General features: G+C 67.2%; 17 protein-coding genes. 4 read left to right on the top strand and 13 right to left on the bottom strand.

What is annotated here, in order from left to right:
* Positions 1-4 precede the first annotated feature (4 nt).
* From AWC18_RS18280 to AWC18_RS18260, 5 genes are all read right to left on the bottom strand, one after another.
* Entirely contained in the window at positions 5-1,045 is a 1,041-nt protein-coding gene (locus AWC18_RS18280; protein WP_085139644.1) for a sulfate/molybdate ABC transporter ATP-binding protein, read from the bottom strand.
* Complete coding sequence (gene cysW, locus AWC18_RS18275) at positions 1,042-1,854, bottom strand: sulfate ABC transporter permease subunit CysW (protein ID WP_085139643.1); 813 nt, start codon at positions 1,852-1,854, stop codon at positions 1,042-1,044. The genes AWC18_RS18280 and cysW overlap by 4 nt, the downstream gene beginning before the upstream one ends.
* Before the next feature lies 1 nt (position 1,855).
* Positions 1,856-2,707 (bottom strand): sulfate ABC transporter permease subunit CysT, encoded by an 852-nt coding sequence (gene cysT, locus AWC18_RS18270; RefSeq protein ID WP_085139642.1) that lies wholly within the window; start codon positions 2,705-2,707, stop codon positions 1,856-1,858.
* Positions 2,704-3,735 carry an extracellular solute-binding protein gene (locus tag AWC18_RS18265; RefSeq protein ID WP_085139641.1) on the bottom strand — a complete coding sequence of 344 codons (1,032 nt, stop codon included), beginning with the start codon at positions 3,733-3,735 and terminating at the stop codon, positions 2,704-2,706. Before AWC18_RS18265 ends, cysT begins: the two co-directional genes overlap by 4 nt.
* 380 nt (positions 3,736-4,115) lie before the next feature.
* A complete protein-coding gene (locus tag AWC18_RS18260) occupies positions 4,116-4,313 on the bottom strand; it encodes a hypothetical protein (protein ID WP_064998395.1) in 198 nt (65 codons plus the stop codon).
* A gap of 144 nt (positions 4,314-4,457) precedes the next feature.
* Between AWC18_RS18260 and AWC18_RS18255 the strand changes: the two genes are divergently transcribed.
* Positions 4,458-6,509: a glycoside hydrolase family 15 protein gene (locus AWC18_RS18255; protein ID WP_085139640.1), complete on the top strand. Its 2,052-nt coding sequence runs from the start codon at positions 4,458-4,460 to the stop codon at positions 6,507-6,509.
* Positions 6,510-6,592: 83 nt separating this feature from the next.
* Here the strand turns inward: AWC18_RS18255 and AWC18_RS18250 are convergent, their stop codons facing one another.
* From AWC18_RS18250 to AWC18_RS18240, 3 genes are all read right to left on the bottom strand, one after another.
* Positions 6,593-7,357: a sensor domain-containing protein gene (locus AWC18_RS18250; protein WP_085139639.1), complete on the bottom strand. Its 765-nt coding sequence runs from the start codon at positions 7,355-7,357 to the stop codon at positions 6,593-6,595.
* Positions 7,357-9,249, bottom strand: a complete 1,893-nt coding sequence (gene lepA, locus AWC18_RS18245; protein ID WP_085139638.1) for a translation elongation factor 4 — start codon at positions 9,247-9,249, stop codon at positions 7,357-7,359. The genes AWC18_RS18250 and lepA overlap by 1 nt, the downstream gene beginning before the upstream one ends.
* Positions 9,250-9,364: 115 nt before the next feature.
* Positions 9,365-9,913 (bottom strand): hypothetical protein, encoded by a 549-nt coding sequence (locus tag AWC18_RS18240; protein ID WP_234806580.1) that lies wholly within the window; start codon positions 9,911-9,913, stop codon positions 9,365-9,367.
* Positions 9,914-10,564: 651 nt separating this feature from the next.
* Here AWC18_RS18240 and AWC18_RS18235 point away from each other — a divergent pair.
* Positions 10,565-11,176 carry a type II toxin-antitoxin system PemK/MazF family toxin gene (locus AWC18_RS18235; protein ID WP_085139637.1) on the top strand — a complete coding sequence of 204 codons (612 nt, stop codon included), beginning with the start codon at positions 10,565-10,567 and terminating at the stop codon, positions 11,174-11,176.
* Positions 11,177-11,206: 30 nt separating this feature from the next.
* Here AWC18_RS18235 and AWC18_RS18230 read toward each other — a convergent pair whose 3' ends face one another.
* Entirely contained in the window at positions 11,207-11,635 is a 429-nt protein-coding gene (locus tag AWC18_RS18230) for a CBS domain-containing protein (RefSeq protein WP_064998388.1), read from the bottom strand.
* Between the two features lie 126 nt (positions 11,636-11,761).
* On the opposite strand from AWC18_RS18230, the gene AWC18_RS18225 reads away from it, so the two are divergent.
* Positions 11,762-12,619, top strand: a complete 858-nt coding sequence (locus tag AWC18_RS18225) for a ribonuclease Z (RefSeq protein ID WP_064998387.1) — start codon at positions 11,762-11,764, stop codon at positions 12,617-12,619.
* Between the two features lie 100 nt (positions 12,620-12,719).
* The gene (gene rpsT / locus AWC18_RS18220) at positions 12,720-12,980 is read left to right on the top strand and encodes a 30S ribosomal protein S20 (RefSeq protein WP_064998386.1); all 261 of its coding nucleotides are present in this window, start codon (positions 12,720-12,722) and stop codon (positions 12,978-12,980) included.
* A gap of 68 nt (positions 12,981-13,048) precedes the next feature.
* Here rpsT and holA read toward each other — a convergent pair whose 3' ends face one another.
* From holA to AWC18_RS18200, 4 genes are all read right to left on the bottom strand, one after another.
* On the bottom strand, positions 13,049-14,011 hold the full coding sequence (gene holA / locus AWC18_RS18215) for a DNA polymerase III subunit delta (RefSeq protein ID WP_064998385.1): 963 nt from the start codon (positions 14,009-14,011) through the stop codon (positions 13,049-13,051).
* 12 nt (positions 14,012-14,023) lie between these two features.
* Positions 14,024-15,541: a ComEC/Rec2 family competence protein gene (locus tag AWC18_RS18210; protein WP_085139678.1), complete on the bottom strand. Its 1,518-nt coding sequence runs from the start codon at positions 15,539-15,541 to the stop codon at positions 14,024-14,026.
* A 47-nt stretch (positions 15,542-15,588) separates the two neighbouring features.
* Complete coding sequence (locus tag AWC18_RS18205) at positions 15,589-16,428, bottom strand: ComEA family DNA-binding protein (RefSeq protein WP_085139677.1); 840 nt, start codon at positions 16,426-16,428, stop codon at positions 15,589-15,591.
* A 113-nt stretch (positions 16,429-16,541) separates the two neighbouring features.
* Positions 16,542-17,078, bottom strand: a complete 537-nt coding sequence (locus AWC18_RS18200; RefSeq protein WP_064998383.1) for a DUF4352 domain-containing protein — start codon at positions 17,076-17,078, stop codon at positions 16,542-16,544.
* Positions 17,079-17,186 lie beyond the last annotated feature (108 nt).

The following is a 17,186-nucleotide window of genomic DNA, read 5'->3' as shown; positions in this document are numbered from 1 at the left end:
GGGCCTACCCTGACACCGGTACCGCCGCGTCCGCCGGCACCGCATCATTCAGCTGCGGCACCCGGGTGGCCCGCACGTAGACGGTGTCCCCTTCGGCCAGAGCGAGGGCTTCGGCGTCTCCGCGGGTGATCTGGGCGGTGAACGGCACGTGGGTGGCGGCATTGGTGAGCTCGACTCGCACTTCGAAGCCCAGGGTCACCACCCGGTCGACGATGGCACGAAGCACCCCGACCTCTTTGGCGGCGTCCGTCGTCGCCGCGGGCACCGCCATGTCAGGGGTGCGGCCGACCCGGATGTCGTGCGGGCGGACCAAGGCGCCGTTGAGCGAGGACACCGCACCCAAGAACGACATGACGAACGCGTTCGCCGGAGCGTCGTAGACCTGGGTCGGGGTACCGAGCTGCTCGATGCGGCCCCGATTCAGCACTGCTATCCGGTCTGCGACGTCCAGCGCCTCCGCCTGGTCGTGGGTGACCAGCACCGTGGTGACGTGCACTTCGTCGTGCAGGCGGCGCAGCCAAGCCCGCAGGTCTTCACGGACCTTGGCGTCCAGCGCACCGAAGGGCTCGTCGAGCAACAGCACCTGCGGGTCCACCGCCAGGGCCCGGGCCAGGGCCATGCGCTGGCGTTGACCACCGGAGAGCTGGCTGGGATAGCGGGACTGGAAGCCGCTGAGCCCGACCACTTCCAGCAGGTTGTCGACCTTGTCCTTGATTTCCGCCTTGGGCCGCTTGCGGATCTTGAGTCCAAACGCCACGTTGTCGCGCACGGTCATGTGCTTGAACGCCGCGTAGTGCTGGAAGACGAAGCCGATTCCGCGACGCTGCGGCGGCACTCCGGTGACGTCGACTCCGTTGATGGTGACTGTTCCGCTGTCCGGGTGGTCCAGGCCGGCGATGGCGCGCAGCAGCGTCGACTTGCCCGAGCCGCTGGGGCCCAGCAGTGCCGTCAGCGAACCGGACGGGACCGCGAAGTCGACGTTGTCCAACGCGACGAAGTCGCCGTAGCGTTTGTTCGCTCCGCGCACCAAAATTGCGTTGCTCATCTGTCTCCCTTTCCGGCCCGCGCGTCGAGCACCACCTGAACAATCAGGACCAACACCGACACCGCCATCAGCAGCGTCGACAAGGCGTAGGCACCGTATTCGGCGCCGCGGTTGTAGCGGTCAGACACCAGCAGTGTCAGGGTCTGAGATTTTCCGGGCAGGTTCGATGACACGATCAGCACCGCGCCGTACTCGCCGAGGGTGCGCGCCACCGTCAGCACGATCCCGTAGGTCAGCCCCCACCGGATAGACGGCAGGGTGATCCGCCAGAACGTCTGCCACCAGCTCGCACCCAGCGTGGCCGACGCCTCTTCCATGTCCGTGCCCAGTTCGTGCAACACCGGTTCCACTTCCCGGATCACGAACGGCAGCGTGACGAAGATGCTGGCCAGCACGATGCCTGGCAGGCCGAAGATGATCTTGAAGCCCCAGTCGTTCTCGACGAAGCCGAGCAGCCCTCCGGATCCCCACAGCACGACCAGCGCCACACCGACGATCACCGGAGAGACCGCGAACGGAAGGTCAATGATCGCCTGGAGCACGCCCTTGCCGCGGAATTTGTTGCGCGCCAACACCAATGCCGTCGGGATACCGAAGATGACGTTCAACGGCACCACGATCGCCACCACCAGCAGCGACAGCTGCAGCGCCGAGATGGCGGCCGGTGTGGAGATGTAGTCGAAAAACTGCCCGAGCCCGGGCGCGAAGCTGCGCCACAGGATCAACGACACCGGGACGATCAGCAGCAGGCCGACGTAGGCCACCGCCAGAGAGCGGAACAGGTAGCGGAATTTCGGGGACGACGTCATGTCAGGACCTCTCCTGCCGCTTGCTCACTCGCGCCCCCACCACCCGCAATGCCAGCAGCACCAGGAACGAAACCACGAGGAGCACCAACGAGATCGCCGCCGCACCGGTGCGGTCGTCGTTCTCGATCAGGGTGCGGATCCACTGCGAGGAAACCTCGGTCTTGCCGGGCACCGCGCCACCGATCAACACCACCGAGCCGAACTCGCCGATCGCCCGGGAGAACGCCAGCCCCGCCCCCGTCAGCAGCGCCGGGGTCAGGGCCGGCAGCACCACGGTGCGGAAGATGGTCAGCCCGGAGGCACCCAGCGACGCAGCGGCTTCCTCGACCTCCCGGTCGATTTCCAGCAGCACCGGTTGGACGGATCGCACCACGAAGGGCAGCGTGACGAACGCCAGCGCCAGGCCGACGCCGGCAGCAGTGTGCTGCACGTGCACGTGCACCGGGCTGGCGGGGCCGTAGAGCGCGAGCATGACCAGGCTGGCCACGATGGTGGGCAAGGCGAACGGCAGATCGATGATCACATCGATGAAACGCTTACCGAAGAAGTCATCGCGAACCAGCACCCACGCGATCAACAGGCCGAACACCAGGTTGATCACCGTGACTCCGACCGCGATCGTCAGCGTCACCCGGAACGACTGCAATGCGGCATGGGAGGTGACCGCCAACTGGAATGCACGCCACCCGCCGCCGCCCGCCTGCCAGGCGATGGCGGCCAGCGGCGCCAACACGATCAGCGACAGCCACACCGTGGCAGCACCGACACGCAGTGATACGCCTTCGCGTCGGAACCGTGAGGGGGCCCCGCCGTCGCCTCCCCGAGTCGCCTCGGTGACCACTGTCGCGCTCATCCGGTGACCCGGGTGTAGATCTTGGTGATAGCGCCGTTCGACTTGTCGAAGAGAGAGTCGTCGACGACGTCCCACCCGCCGAGATCGGCGATCGTCCACAGCTTGTCGGGATCCGGGAACGCGTGGCGGAACTCGTCGGCGATGCTCGGGTCGACCGGCCGGAACCCGGCTTCGGCCCACAGGCGTTGCGCCGCCGGCGTGTACTGGAAATTCTTGAACGCGGTGACGGTGTCCAGGTGCCGGCTGGAAGTCACCACGGCCAGCGGGTTTTCGATCTTGAAGGTCTGCGACGGGTTGATGTGCTCCACCGGCTTGCCCTTGCGCTCGACCGCGATCGCCTCGTTCTCGTAGCTGATCAGCACGTCGCCACTGCCCTGCAGGAACACATCAGTGGCCTCGCGCCCAGAACCCGGGCGCAGCTTGAAGTGATCACTGACCAGCTGGTCGATAAAGTCCAGGCCCGCCTGCGGGTTCTTGCCGCCCTCGCTCTTGACGGCATAAGGGGCCAGCAGATTCCATTTGGCCGATCCAGAACTCAGCGGGCTGGGGCTGATGACCTCGACATCGGACCGCAACAGGTCGTCCCAGCCGTTGATGTGTTTGGGATTGCCCTGCCGGACCACCAACGTCACCACCGAACCGAACGGGATACCCCTGGTGACGCCGGCGTTCCAGTCCTCGGCGACCTTGCCGGCCTTGACCAGGCGCGTGACATCGGGTTCCACCGAGAAGTTCACGATGTCGGCGGGCTTGCCGCTGACCACCCCGCGGGACTGGTCGCCCGATGCACCATAGGAGGTGATGACCTGCACATCGGCGCCCTCCTCGGTGTTGTAGAAGGCCGGGATCACCTTGCTCCAACCGGGCTCGGGAACCGCGTAGGCCACCAGCGTCAGGGTGGTGTGCGCCTCGGAGCGCTCGCCACCTCCCACGACATCGCTGGGTCCGCCGCCACACCCGGCGAGCGTGGTGACTGCCATGGCGGCGGCCAGTGCCAGCGCGATACTGCGCGCGATGGTGTTGGGCATTGATGACCTTTCCGGGCGAATCCGTGTAGACGTCGGCAAGAATGCTTGTCCGTCGGATCGCGAAAGGCGTTCGATTTAAAGAACGTGCGTCACAAGGACGAGACCGATACGCCGACGGGGTGCGGTATCAGCGACAACAGTGAAGGTCGGCCACAGCGGAGGTGATCACGGCGAGTTGCGGGAACGCCATGAACTGGCGCCGCCGGTCACCGGTCGCTGCAAACATGCGGGGAAGCATAACAGAGGCCGGTGGGGGCAGACTCGGCCCGGTTCAGGTGTTTTAGGAGGTCAGCGCGGCCCGGATCAGCGCGTCAACAGCCAGGTGACGATCACCAGCGCAATCAGCCCGACCAGCACCAACGTCACATGCGATCGAGGCATCAACGGGCCCCATCGTCACGACCGTGGCGCAACCGCTCTTGCATCCGGATTCCCTCCCCCAGCGCGGCGTCCAGAACCGAGGCCAGGCCGTAGGCCAGCAACAACACCACCGGCATCACCACTGCGGTCTGTACCACGAAGCCCAGGCCGGACAGCCACAGCTCGACGCCGTCCCACCAGTTGAGGAAGCCCACCACCCCACAACCTTAGCGGCGACCGCAAGCGCGGCGAAGCCGGGCGAGGCGGGTCGCCGCCCTCTGCAAGCGTTGCAAGCCGGCAGTCGAAGTTACGATCGGGTGATCCGGCTAGACGTGCGGGATGCCGCCAGAGATGATGTCGCCATGGACCTGCACACCCCGCCGGGCGATGCACCCGTCAAGACAGTCCCGGACGTCACCGTGCCCGCTGAAAGCACGAGCACCCCGATTCCGCCCCCACCGCCGCTGTCGGCAACAGCGCCGGTGCCCTATTCGGCGACCCCGAATCAGGTCCGCAATCCGTTTCCACCGATAGCCGACTACGCATTCTTGTCGGACTGCGAGAACACTTGCCTAATCTCGGCGGCGGGCTCGGTGGAGTGGATGTGCCTGCCACGCCCGGACTCTCCCAGCGTCTTCGGCGCCCTCCTGGACCGCAGTGCCGGGCACTTCCGGATCGGACCCTACGGGGTGTCGGTGCCCGCTGCGCGGCGCTACATTCCCGGCAGCCCGATCATGGAAACCACCTGGCAGACCCACACCGGATGGCTGATCGTGCGTGACGCGCTGGTGATGGGGAAATGGCACGACATCGAGGCACGATCGCAGACCCACCGCCGCACCCCCACCGACTGGGATGCCGAGCACATCCTGCTGCGCACGGTGCGTTGCGTCAGCGGCACCGTCGAGCTGACCATGAGCTGCGAGCCGGCGTTCGACTATCACCGCACCAGCGCCACCTGGGAATACTCGTCCAACGCCTACGGCGAGGCGATAGCGCGGGCGCGGCAGAATCCGGACGCCCACCCGACATTGCGGCTGACGACGAATCTGCGGTTGGGGCTGGAGGGTCGTGAGGCCCGGGCTCGCACTCGCCTGACCGAGGGCGACGACGTGTTCGTGGCCTTGAGCTGGTCGAAACACCCTGCGCCGCAGAGCTATGCCGAAGCCGCCGAAAAGATGTGGAACACCACGGAATGCTGGCGGCAATGGATCAACGTCGGAAACTTCCCCGACCATCCGTGGCGGGCGTATCTGCAGCGCAGCGCGTTGACGCTCAAGGGCCTCACCTATTCACCGACGGGCGCCCTGCTGGCGGCGCCCACCACGTCGCTGCCGGAAACCCCTCAGGGCGAACGGAATTGGGATTACCGGTACAGCTGGGTGCGAGACTCGGCGTTCACCCTGTGGGGGCTGTACACGCTGGGACTGGATCGCGAGGCCGATGATTTCTTCTCATTCATCGCCGACGTCTCCGGCGTCAACAACGGTCAGCAACGCCCGCTGCAGGTGATGTACGGCGTCGGCGGGGAGCACGAATTGGTCGAGGAAGAACTCGACCACCTCTCCGGTTATGACAACGCCCGTCCGGTGCGGATCGGCAATGGGGCCTACAACCAGCAACAGCACGACATCTGGGGCACCATGCTGGACTCGGTGTATCTGCACACCAGGTCTCGCGAGCAGATTCCGGAGACCCTGTGGCCGGTGCTGAAACGCCAGGTGGAAGAGGCGATCAAACATTGGCGCGAACCCGACCGGGGAATCTGGGAGGTGCGTGGCGAACCGCAGCACTTCACGTCGTCGAAGGTGATGTGCTGGGTGGCGCTGGACCGCGGGTCCAAACTGGCCGAACTGCAGGGCGAGATCTCCTACGCCAAGCAGTGGCGCGCGATCGCCGAAGAGATCAAAGCCGATGTGCTGGCCAACGGCGTGGACTCCCGCGGTGTGCTGACCCAGACCTACGGCAGCACGGCGCTGGACGCATCGCTACTGCTGGTGGTGCTCACCCGCTTCCTGCCCGCCGACGACCCGCGGGTGCGCGCCACCGTGATGGCGATCGCCGATGAACTCACCGAAGACGGCCTGGTCCTGCGTTATCGCACCGAGGAGACCGACGACGGGCTGTCCGGCGAGGAGGGCACCTTCACCATCTGCTCGTTCTGGCTGGTCTCGGCATTGGTGGAGATCGGCGAGGTCAGCCGGGCCAAGCACCTGTGCGAGCGGCTGCTGTCGTTCGCCAGCCCGTTGCATCTCTACGCCGAGGAGATCGAGCCCCGCACCGGCCGGCACTTGGGCAACTTCCCGCAGGCTTTCACTCACCTGGCCCTGATCAACGCGGTCGTCCACGTGATTCGCGCTGAGGAGGAGGCCGACTCCACCGGAGGTTTCCAGCCCGCGAACGCGCCTATGTAGGTTGCGCGGCTATCCCGCGAACAGACGCGAAGGCGCCCAAAATCCTCGCTCTCAGGGCGCCTTCGCGTCTGCTCGCACGTGGGTCAGCCGCTGATGGTGCGGACTTTGTCCAGCATCGCCCGAACCAGATCGGCGGCGCTGACGTCGCCGGCGGGTGATACGGCGAAGTCTTCATCGTCCTCGTCGAACCAGAACACGTCGACGTCGACGACACAGTTCACCCGCACCGCGAGCGCCCGCGAAACCGTCAGTCCCGGCTCGCCGTCCACGCTGGTGTGCACCGTGGCCACCAGCACCGCGTCCTGGTCTGAGACTTCGGTGATCACACCACTGGCCTCGCTGTCAGCGCCGGCGTCGCGCGTCACCAGCACTCCGTCGCAGCTGCCCCACTGCTCGGCGAACTTCTCGAAGAGTGCGTCGGCGTCTGCGGCACTGTCCAGCGCGATCACCGCCTCGGCCACCCCGGTCAGCGATGAGTCCCCGTCGCTGGCGGCGTCCCAGAACTCATGGGCGGCGTCGCGCACCCCGGCGTCGCTGTAGACGCTGCGCTGGCCACCCACCGCTGCGCCGACACAGTCTTGCGGCTCGGCCAACTCCCACGCGTCGGGCAGCTCGTCGAGACCGCCGAACCGCGGCGGCATGGAGGGATCGCTGCGGAAGGGCTGACCGGTCAGCTTCGACAACTCGGAGTCGTCGAGCAACACCTGCCGGACCGCCATCCCGGTCACCGGCGTCGGCGCCAATCCCGGTGCGGGCCGGACGGTCCCGGACACCACCGTGGTGCACCCGCTGGCCAGCAGCACGGCGGCCACCGCGCCGACCCCGACTGTGCCCGACCGGCAGGCCATTACTTCTTGGCCTTGTCTCCGGAGGAACCCCCGCTGTCGGTGGACAGCGCTGCGACGAACGCCTCCTGCGGCACATCGACCCGACCGATGGTCTTCATCCGCTTCTTGCCCTCTTTCTGCTTTTCCAGCAGCTTGCGCTTACGGGTGATGTCACCGCCGTAGCACTTGGACAGCACGTCCTTGCGGATGGCCCGGATGTTTTCGCGGGCAATGATTCTCGATCCGATCGCGGCCTGTACAGGAACTTCGAACTGCTGACGCGGAATCAGCTCCTTGAGCTTGGTGGTCATCTTGTTGCCGTAGGCCGAGGCGGCGTCTTTGTGCACGATCGCGCTGAACGCATCCACCGCCTCGCCCTGCAAGAGGATGTCGACCTTGACCAGATCGGCCTCCTGCTCGCCGGCCTCCTCGTAGTCCAGGCTGGCGTAGCCACGGGTACGCGACTTCAGCGAGTCGAAGAAATCGAAGATGATCTCGCCCAACGGCATCGTGTAGCGCAGTTCGACACGTTCCGGCGAAAGGTAGTCCATGCCACCGAGTTCCCCACGCCGCGACTGGCACAGCTCCATGATGGTGCCGACGAATTCGCTGGGAGCGATCACGGTGGTCTTGACCACCGGCTCGTAGACGGTGCGGATCTTGCCTTCGGGCCAGTCCGACGGGTTGGTGACGATGATCTCGCTGTTGTCTTCGGCGATGACCCGATAGACGACGTTGGGCGAGGTGGAGATCAGGTCCAGATCGAATTCACGCTCGAGGCGCTCGCGGGTGATCTCCATGTGCAGCAGGCCCAGGAAGCCACAGCGGAAGCCGAAGCCCAGCGCCACCGAGGTCTCCGGCTCATAGGTCAGCGCGGCGTCGTTGAGTTGCAGCTTGTCCAGGGCGTCCCGCAGGTTCGGATAGTCCGATCCGTCGACCGGGTACAGCCCGGAGTAGACCATCGGCTTGGGTTCGCGGTAGCCCGTGAGCGCCTCGGTGGCCCCGCCCCGGGCAGTGGTGACGGTGTCGCCGACCTTCGACTGACGCACGTCCTTCACACCGGTGATCAGGTATCCCACCTCGCCGACGCCCAGGCCCTTGGCCGCTTTGGGTTCCGGCGAGACGATGCCGACTTCGAGCAGCTCGTGAGTGGCGCCGGTGGACATCATCGCGATCTTCTCGCGGGGGGTGATCTTGCCGTCGACAACACGGACGTAGGTGACCACGCCGCGGTAGATGTCATAGACGGAGTCGAAGATCATCGCCCGCGTGGGCGCGTCGGCGTCGCCGGTGGGCGGCGGCACCTGCTTGACGACTTCGTCGAGCAGCTCGGCTACGCCTTCGCCGGTCTTGCCGGAGACTTTCAGCACGTCTTCGGGCTCGCACCCGATGATGTGGGCCAGTTCCGCTGCGTAACGCTCCGGGTCGGCCGCCGGCAGGTCGATCTTGTTGAGTACCGGAATGATCGTCAGGTCGCGGTCCAGCGCCAGGTACAGGTTGGCCAGGGTCTGCGCCTCGATGCCCTGGGCGGCGTCGACCAGCAGGATTGCGCCCTCGCAGGCCTCCAGCGCACGCGACACCTCGTAGGTGAAGTCGACGTGACCGGGCGTGTCGATCAGATGCAGCACGTAGTCGCCGGGCTCGGGTCCATCACCCGAGCCCCCCTCCGGGTCGCCTTTGACCGTCCAGGGCAGCCGAACGTTCTGCGCCTTGATGGTGATGCCGCGTTCCCGCTCGATGTCCATCCGGTCCAGGTATTGGGCCCGCATCGATCGGTCGTCGACGACGCCGGTGAGCTGCAGCATCCGGTCGGCCAGGGTCGATTTGCCATGGTCGATGTGGGCGATGATGCAGAAGTTCCGTATCTGCGCCGGCGCGGTGAAGGTCTGGTCGGCGAAACTGCTGATGGGAATCTCCTGGGTGAACGGCGGGCGGTGGTGCGTACTGCCTAGTCAGGGTAGCGAGGCGGAGGCCGCAAAACGAAACCCCCGGAGACCGATCTCCGGGGGCTGCGTTTCCGAACGACAATTACAGGTCGATCGCGAACAGGTCGATCGCGAAGTAGCCGCCGAGGTCGGCGACGCCTGCCATGAAGAAGTTTGCGGCGTCTTCCCAGGCGGTTTCGCCGGCCAGGCTGGCGGCGATCGCTGCGTCGGACCCGAACAGGTAGTCGGCGGCGTCTTCGAACTCGATCTGCTCGCCGCCGTTGAGGATCGCGAACAACAGCACGTTGTTGGCGTCGTAGAACTGCGTCAACGCGCCGTTGAACAGGCTGTAGGCCCCTGGGTCGGAAGAGATTTCATCTTCCCAGTTGAACCCGTAGAGCATCGTCCCCAGGGCGGCGTTCACGTCGGCCTGGTCGATGGTCAGAAACGGGTTCTCCTCACTGACGTCGATGACCTTGTCGCTGACACCGGCCAGGATTGCCTGTGATGCGAAGAGGAAGTTCATCGACTCAATCTGGGTGGACAGCACCCCGCTGAAGTCGAAGTCGGTCGAATCGTCGGCAGCCGCCAACGGCGCCAACGCGAGTGCCATACCAGCGGCAAAGCTGCCGAGCACACCCAATTTCCGCATATCGATCCCCCCCAAACGCCCTTCACACTGACTGCCCGGCGATGGTTCCCCAACCCCGCCGGACGCTCCCCCCAGCGTCATTGCTGTAACAGCCTCAAATCTAACAAAGGCCTGTGATCAACACAAGTGAATGTTCACTTGGATCTTGGCTTTCTTGGGCTCCAGCCCTGCTTCCCTCAGTCGAACCGGGAATCTGAGCACGTCAGCCCACATATCCGACCACCGATTCTGCCGGAAAGGACTGAAGTGGACCTCAGGAGGCCAATCAAGTTAACGACCAGACCGACAAGCTCAGCTGGCCGCAACGCTCGAGGGCATCGTCGAGGGTTGCGGCTGCGGCTAGGCGGCGACGATGCCGAAGATGCGCCGTCCCCGTCGAGCACAGCGCCGTTGCTCATGAAAGCAGCCGAGGCTCTGTCAATTTCGCTGATCCCACCGCATGAATAGCCGCGCCTCACCGTCGACAAGAAGGCCCCGGTTGATCAACATTCCTGTACCGCACGCTGACGTATCTCCGCGGACAACGCAACTGGCCCATCAGTTTTCGTACAGATACCGCTCACGCTCGCCGCCAGGGCGTCAGGCCGGTGAGATGACTGCTCCAGAAATCAGAATCCGGTGCGGCAAACGAGTTTCGCCTATGCTGCGAGCATGGCTTCCCCGCGGAAGACCCCATGGCAGTCGGTGCAGCGGTTCGCGGAGAACCTGGTCTTCACCGAAGCCCCCCGGTTCATCCGCCAACTCGAGCAGGCACCGCAGGTACAGCAGCGCATCCAGCGCGGCATCGAGCAGGGCATCAAGATCGGTCTGCAGATGCTCAGCGGTGCGGCGACCGAACCGACGGACATCGCCGCTGGGCGCCCGGTGACCGACAGCAGTGTTCCCACCGCGCACCGGGCGCGCCGACTGGTCTACGCACCCGATCTCAACGGTCGCGCCGACCCGGGCGAGATCGTCTGGACCTGGGTGGCCTACGAGGACGAGCCGGACCGCGGCAAGGACCGGCCGGTGCTGGTCGTCGGCCGCGACCGCACCACGCTGCTCGGTCTCATGCTGTCCAGCAGGCAACGACATGCCGAGGACCCGAATTGGGTCAGCATCGGTGCGGGCAGTTGGGATGACGAGCGCCGGGTCAGTTGGGTACGACTCGACCGGGTGCTCGACGTGCCCGAGGAATCGATCCGACGCGAGGGCGCCATCCTGGAGCATGCGATGTTCGAGGTGGTGGCGGCCCGACTGCGCAGCGACTACGCGTGGAGTTGACGGGACCGCACCCTCGACCGGCCGTCGCAGCTAGCCCTGCGCGATGTAGGTGCGCAGTTGTTCGCGTTCGGCCTGCAGCTCTTCCATCCGAGACTTGACGATGTCGCCGATGCTGACGATCCCCGCCAATCGGCCGTTTTCGAGCACCGGTATGTGACGCGCACGCTGTTCGGTCATGAGCATGCTGACCTCGTCGGCGGAGTCGGCCTTGGCACAGGTCGTCACCAGGCGGGTCATGATGGTCGACACGGGGCGGGCCAGCAGACTGGCGCCGTGGACGTGCAATTGACGGACCACGTCGCGTTCGGAGGCCAACCCCTCCAGGCCGTCGGATCCGATCACCACCATGGCGCCGATGTTGTGCTCGGCCAAGCCGGCCAGCAACTCCATGACGGTGGCATCCGGATGGATGGTCACCACCGCCGCGCCCTTGTTCCGCAATACATCCGCGATCCGCATTGAAGCCTCCCGCCGCAGTGATCTGCTTCACACCAGGCTAGGCCATTTGGGACGGAAGGGGGTGGCGATAACGAAACTCTGCCGATCACGCAGCGCGCGGCCGCGATCTGTGGCATATGTGTCGTCATGACGATTGAGATCACCCTGCTGGGCACCGGAAGCCCAATCCCCGACCCGAACCGCGCCGGCCCGTCGACCCTGATTCGAGCCGGCGGCCAGCAACTGCTGGTCGACTGCGGACGGGGGGTGCAGCAGCGTTTGGCCGCGGTGGGTGGCTCAGCCAATGCCTTGTCGGCGCTGTTGCTCACCCACCTGCACAGTGACCACATCGCCGACCTGGGTGATCTGCTGATCACCCGGTGGGTCACCACCTTCACCCCCGACGCCCCGCCGCTGCCGATCATCGGACCACCGGGCACCGCGGAAGTGGTGGAGGCGACCCTGCGTGCCTTCGGCCACGACATCGGCTACCGCATCGCCCACCACGACGATCTGACGGCCCCTCCCCCGGTCGACGTGCAGGAATACACCACCGGCCAGGTCTGGGACCGCGACGGAGTGCGGATCACCGTGGCGCCCACCGACCACCGGCCAGTGACGCCCACCATCGGATTCCGGATCGAGCACTCCGACGACGACGGGACCGCTTCGGTGGTGATGGCCGGCGACACCGTGCCCTGCGACAGCCTCGACGAGCTGGCAACCGGAGCGGACGCTCTGGTGCACACCGTCATCCGGCACGACCTGATCGAGCTGATGCCCCAGCAGCGCATCCGCGACATCTGTGACTACCACTCGTCGGTGGCCCAGGCCGCCGCGACCGCCAAGCGGGCCGGGGTGGGCACTCTGGTGCTGACCCACTATGTGCCCGCCATCGCACCCGGGCAGGAAGAGCAGTGGCGCGCGCTGGCCGCCGCGGAGTTCGACGGGCCGATCGAACTCGGCGACGACCTGCATCGAGTCGAGGTGAGCGCCCGCAGCTGACGCGAGTTGGGGAGTTACCCAACCAGCTGGTACCCTGAACAGCTGTTGCTCCCACCTCGGGAGGCGAACCCAACTCAAGCTTTTGCGAAGGAATTACTCCGTGGCCAACATCAAGTCGCAGGTGAAGCGCAACCGGACCAACGAGCAAGCCCGGCTGCGCAACCAGTCGGTGAAGTCGGCGGTGCGCACCGCGATTCGCGCCTTCCGCGAGGCCGCCGCTTCCGGCGACAAGGAGAAGGCCGGCGAGTTGCTGGTCTCGACCAGCCGCAAGCTGGACAAGGCCGCCACCAAGGGCGTCATCCACAAGAACCAGGCCGCCAACAAGAAGTCGGCGCTGGCGAAGGCGCTCAACCAGCTCTGATTTAGCGGATTGCCCGCGGGCGTAGGCCCCTGTTCCACTTGCGAACAGGGGCCTTCGTGTTGCCCGGATCAGCGGTCGGCCAGCTCGGCGACCCCGCGGACCGCGGCCTCCAATGCGTAGTCGGCGTCGGCGGCGGCACCCTTGACGTCGGCGTTGAGAGCGGCCACCAGCCGCACCGCAGCCGCCATCGTCCCCGGCGACCAAAATCGGGCCTGCTTCTGCGCCTTCTGCACCCGCCAGGGCGGCATGCCCAATTCCCCGGCCAACCGGTAGGGATCCCCGGACTTGGACTTCACTCGGGCAATGGTGTGAACCGCCTCGGCCAGGGCGTCGGCCAGGACCACGTGCGGCTCGCCACGAATCATCGCCCAGCGCAGCGCCTCCGTGGCACCGGCGACGTCGCCGACCACGGCCCGATCGGCGACGTCGAACCCCTTCACCTCGGCTTTGCCGCTGTGATAGCGGCGCACCGCGACGGCGTCGACGTGCCCACCGGTGTCCGCCACCAGTTGCGAACAGGCCGAGGCCAATTCGCGGATGTCAGAACCCACCGCATCGAGCAGCGCTGTCACACATGCGTCGTCGACCCGGACCTTGAGTGCGCGGAACTCGGCCCGGACGAAATCCGCGCGTTCGGAGGCCTTGGTGATGCGGGCACAGGGGTGCACCTCGGCACCGAGTTCGCGCAACTGGCCTGCGAGCGCCTTGGCCCGCCCCGCACCCGTATGCACCACCACCAGGACGGTGCCCAGCGGGACGTCCTGCGCCGTGGCGGCGATCAGCGCCGCCGCCTCCTTGCCGGCTTCGGCAGCGGCCTCCAGCACCACCACCCGTTCGTCTGCGAACAGCGACGGGCTCAGCAGCTCCGCGAGTTCGCCCGCCTCGACCTCACCGGCACGCAACCGGTCAACCGGGATGTCGGTGCTGCCAGCCTGGGCCCGCACCGCGGCGAGCACCCGACCGACGGCCCGCTCGACCAGCAGTTCCTCGTCCCCGAGGATCAGATGCAGTGGCGAAACCGATTGGCTCACCCGCCAATCGTGTCACGCTGCGCCGACACCCGCCCAGCCGGTCAACACCTGCGCGGCCGACCACGCCACCAGGCACAGCGCCGTCGCAGCCAGCATCCGGCGGCCCCACCGCCATCGCCAACACGCGACCACCAAGACCGCGGCGGCGGCTACTCCGACGACCCCGGCCGGTCCCGCCGGCACCGGCACGGTGGCGGCGGGGATCGCGCCGGACCAGCGCGCGACGTGGCACACCCACCACAACTCCGGGCCGGTGAATCGGATCAGCACACAGGCGCCCGCCGGCCAGCACGCACACAACACCGCAGCCGCGCTGCCCAGGACGGTGATCGGCGCGACCAGCGCCGCCACCGCCAGGTTGGCCACCGTACTGACCAGGCTGAGCCGCCCGGAGATACCCGCGATCAACGGCGCGGTGACGATATTGGCCGCCCACGCCACGCAGACCGCGGCGGCCAGCGGCCGGGGCCATCCCCGCGCCACCAGCCGAGCCGTCCACACCGGTGCGATGAGCACCAGCGCCGCGGTGGCCACCACCGACAGCGCGAAACCGACGTCGACAGCCAGGTGCGGGGCCAGCGCCAGCAACACCAGCACGCTGGCCGCCAGACTCGGCACGGCCTGACGGCTGCGCGCCGAGAGCACACCCAACAGCGCGATGGCCCCCATCACCGCGGCCCGCAGCACACTGGCCGTGGGCTGCACGACGATCACGAACGCGATCAGTGCAATCCCGGCCAGCACCGCGGCGGCACGCGGCCCGACGAGGCGCGCCGAGAACAACACCGCACCGCAGACGATCGTCACGTTGGCCCCGGAGACCGCCATCAGATGCGTCAGCCCCGCAGCCCGAAAATCTCGGCCGGTGGCGGCCGTGATCGCCGAGGTGTCACCGAGTACCAGAGCGGGCAGCATCCGGGCCTGCTCGTCGGGCAGGACTCGCGCGGCCGCGGCGGCGAACCGGCCCCGAACCTGATGCGCCGCCCGCGCGACCCGGCCGGGCCGGCCACGCACCGGAGCGCCGCTGGCGGTGAGCGCCGCCACCGACAGATCCCGTCGGGCGGAGCGACCGACCTTGGCAGGAAACGCCATCGACTGGCCGACCATCACCTCGCCGAAGTCGGCGCCGGAGGCGAATACCACCACCCGTCCCGAGGCGGCGGCGCCGTCAAGGCGCTGCAGGGTGGCCCGGAACATCACCCGCCGGGAGCCGACCGACAACGGGCTCTCGCTGGGGGTCACCGTCACCGCCGCCGTCGCGCCGTAGCGGGCGGTGATCGGGTGGTGCTCGACGGAGGCGGTACGCACCGCGACAGCCCACCCGAAACCCGCCCCGGCCATCGATGCGGCGGCGACCGCCGCACCCACCAGCCGCCAGCCGTGGCACTGTCGCCGCCCGGCGTACCACCGCAGCATGCCGGCGGCCGCCCCCAGCAGGGCGCACAGCACCGCCAGCACGCCGCCGATCTGCCACTGGATGCCGGCCGCGGTGACAATCCAGCCCAGCACCGCCGCCGGCACCAGCCGCACGTCGAGGCGGGCCGCCGGCACCGGTCCGGCCGCTGGCGAGGTCACGCTCAAACACGAACCAGGGCACGGAGCTTTTCCAGGCGCGCGGGACCGATGCCGTCGACGTCGCCGAGCTGGTCGACACGGGTGAACTTTCCGTGACTGTCGCGCCAGGCCACGATGGCTGCCGCGGTCACCGGCCCCACCCCGGGCAGGGAGTCGAGCTCCTCGACCGTCGCGGTGTTGAGGTTGAGCGGCTCGCCCGGCTGTTTGGCCGCAGGCCCGCTCGGGACGGTGCTGGTTCGGGGAGCTTCCGGTGCGGCGGGACCGACCGAACTGCCCAGCACCGGCAGCCCCGTCGGCGGTGCCAGACCGACCACGATCTGTTCGCCGTCGACCAGGAGCCGGGCCAGATTCAGCCCGACCGTGTCCGCACCGTCGAGGGCCCCGCCGGCCGCACTCAGTGCATCGGCGATGCGGGATCCGGGTGACAGCGTCGCCAGCCCCGGCTTGTGCACCAGGCCGACCACGCTGACCACGACCTGCTCGGCGGACGGCGCCGCAGCCGTGGCAGCCGATTCCTCGGTGCGCGGGCCGGCAGCCGAAACCATCTCCACCGGTGGCAGTTTGGCGCTGACCACCGGCGCTGGCTGATCACGCAACACGGTGAACACCGTGATCAGTACCGCCACCGCGGCGATCACCGCCAAGGCGATCGCACCGGCGCGGCCCGGGTCGGCCCGCACTGTGGCGAGCCATCCCGATTCGGCTGCGCCCTCGGGCAGCCAGCGTGGCAGCAGCGCGTTCTGGTCGGCTTCGTCATCGGTGTCGCGCTGTTCGCCACCGTCGGGTTCGGGTAGTAGACCGAGTCGGCGCTGCAGCCGCTCTCCGGGCAGTTCTGGTGCCATGCGCCGACGGTAGGTCTCGACACCGTCGAAACCGTGCACTCAGCACTCCCCCCGGGCCGGTCTGGGGATCAACCCCGGACTGTGCGCAGCCGGCGGACCCGCGGTCCAGCGCGTCAGGGGTTCAGCCACTCCCCGATGTCATCAGAGATGCCTGACGACGGCGAGTAGCGAACTTTGGCCGCCGTGACCCCGGTGGGCAGCGCGAAGACCACGCAACCGGTGTTCGACGACCCGGCCGGGATCAGGAACCAGCCGTAGCCGAAGTCCTGGCACTCGGTCACGGTGGCGAAGTCGGCGGCGTAATTCTGGTCGTCGGAACCCACCACCGAGACGTCACTATTGCTGTTGCCGACGATGGTCGTGGTTCCGGCATTCTCGATCCGCAGCTTGGTCGCCAGGTAGGTCTTTCCTGCCGCGCCCCAGCCGTTCGGGACGGTCGCCGGTGCGATGACCTCCATCAACGTCACGGCGATCTGCTGTCCGCCGATGCGCATGAGATCCAGCGTCTGACCGATATGGGCGGCCGGCCGCGAGGCCGGTGTTTGCCGGGGCGCCGGCGACGAGTCCGCGGCGGTGTTTTCCGTTGGCTCCGCCGAGCACGACACGAGAGACACCGCCAGGACACCGAGCGCGACGACCCACCGTCTCATGTGGTCCAGCGTACAAAGCGCGCGGTACGCCCTCCCCCGAACGGCCGCGGGAGTGGCGATTAGGGTGCATACCAACCGTGAGTTCACCCAACCAACCGGGAGGTCGAC

The organism is Mycolicibacter nonchromogenicus (assembly GCF_002101775.1).
Taxonomy (GTDB): Bacteria; Actinomycetota; Actinomycetes; order Mycobacteriales; family Mycobacteriaceae; genus Mycobacterium; species Mycobacterium nonchromogenicum.
The sequence above is the reverse complement of the archived record's forward strand: the minus strand, read 5'-3'. Positions and strand labels throughout refer to the sequence as shown.

Bases quoted from the DNA above. Each gene is read 5' to 3' on its own strand.
- AWC18_RS18280 (WP_085139644.1), bottom strand. From the start codon at position 1,045: ATGAGCAACGCAATTTTGGTGCGCGGAGCGAACAAACGCTACGGCGAC.
- cysW (WP_085139643.1), bottom strand. From the start codon at position 1,854: ATGACGTCGTCCCCGAAATTCCGCTACCTGTTCCGCTCTCTGGCGGTG.
- cysT (WP_085139642.1), bottom strand. From the start codon at position 2,707: ATGAGCGCGACAGTGGTCACCGAGGCGACTCGGGGAGGCGACGGCGGG.
- AWC18_RS18265 (WP_085139641.1), bottom strand. From the start codon at position 3,735: ATGCCCAACACCATCGCGCGCAGTATCGCGCTGGCACTGGCCGCCGCC.
- AWC18_RS18255 (WP_085139640.1), top strand. From the start codon at position 4,458: ATGGACCTGCACACCCCGCCGGGCGATGCACCCGTCAAGACAGTCCCG.
- AWC18_RS18250 (WP_085139639.1), bottom strand. From the start codon at position 7,357: ATGGCCTGCCGGTCGGGCACAGTCGGGGTCGGCGCGGTGGCCGCCGTG.
- AWC18_RS18240 (WP_234806580.1), bottom strand. From the start codon at position 9,913: ATGCGGAAATTGGGTGTGCTCGGCAGCTTTGCCGCTGGTATGGCACTC.
- AWC18_RS18235 (WP_085139637.1), top strand. From the start codon at position 10,565: ATGGCTTCCCCGCGGAAGACCCCATGGCAGTCGGTGCAGCGGTTCGCG.
- AWC18_RS18230 (WP_064998388.1), bottom strand. From the start codon at position 11,635: ATGCGGATCGCGGATGTATTGCGGAACAAGGGCGCGGCGGTGGTGACC.
- AWC18_RS18225 (WP_064998387.1), top strand. From the start codon at position 11,762: ATGACGATTGAGATCACCCTGCTGGGCACCGGAAGCCCAATCCCCGAC.
- AWC18_RS18205 (WP_085139677.1), bottom strand. From the start codon at position 16,428: ATGGCACCAGAACTGCCCGGAGAGCGGCTGCAGCGCCGACTCGGTCTA.
- AWC18_RS18200 (WP_064998383.1), bottom strand. From the start codon at position 17,078: ATGAGACGGTGGGTCGTCGCGCTCGGTGTCCTGGCGGTGTCTCTCGTG.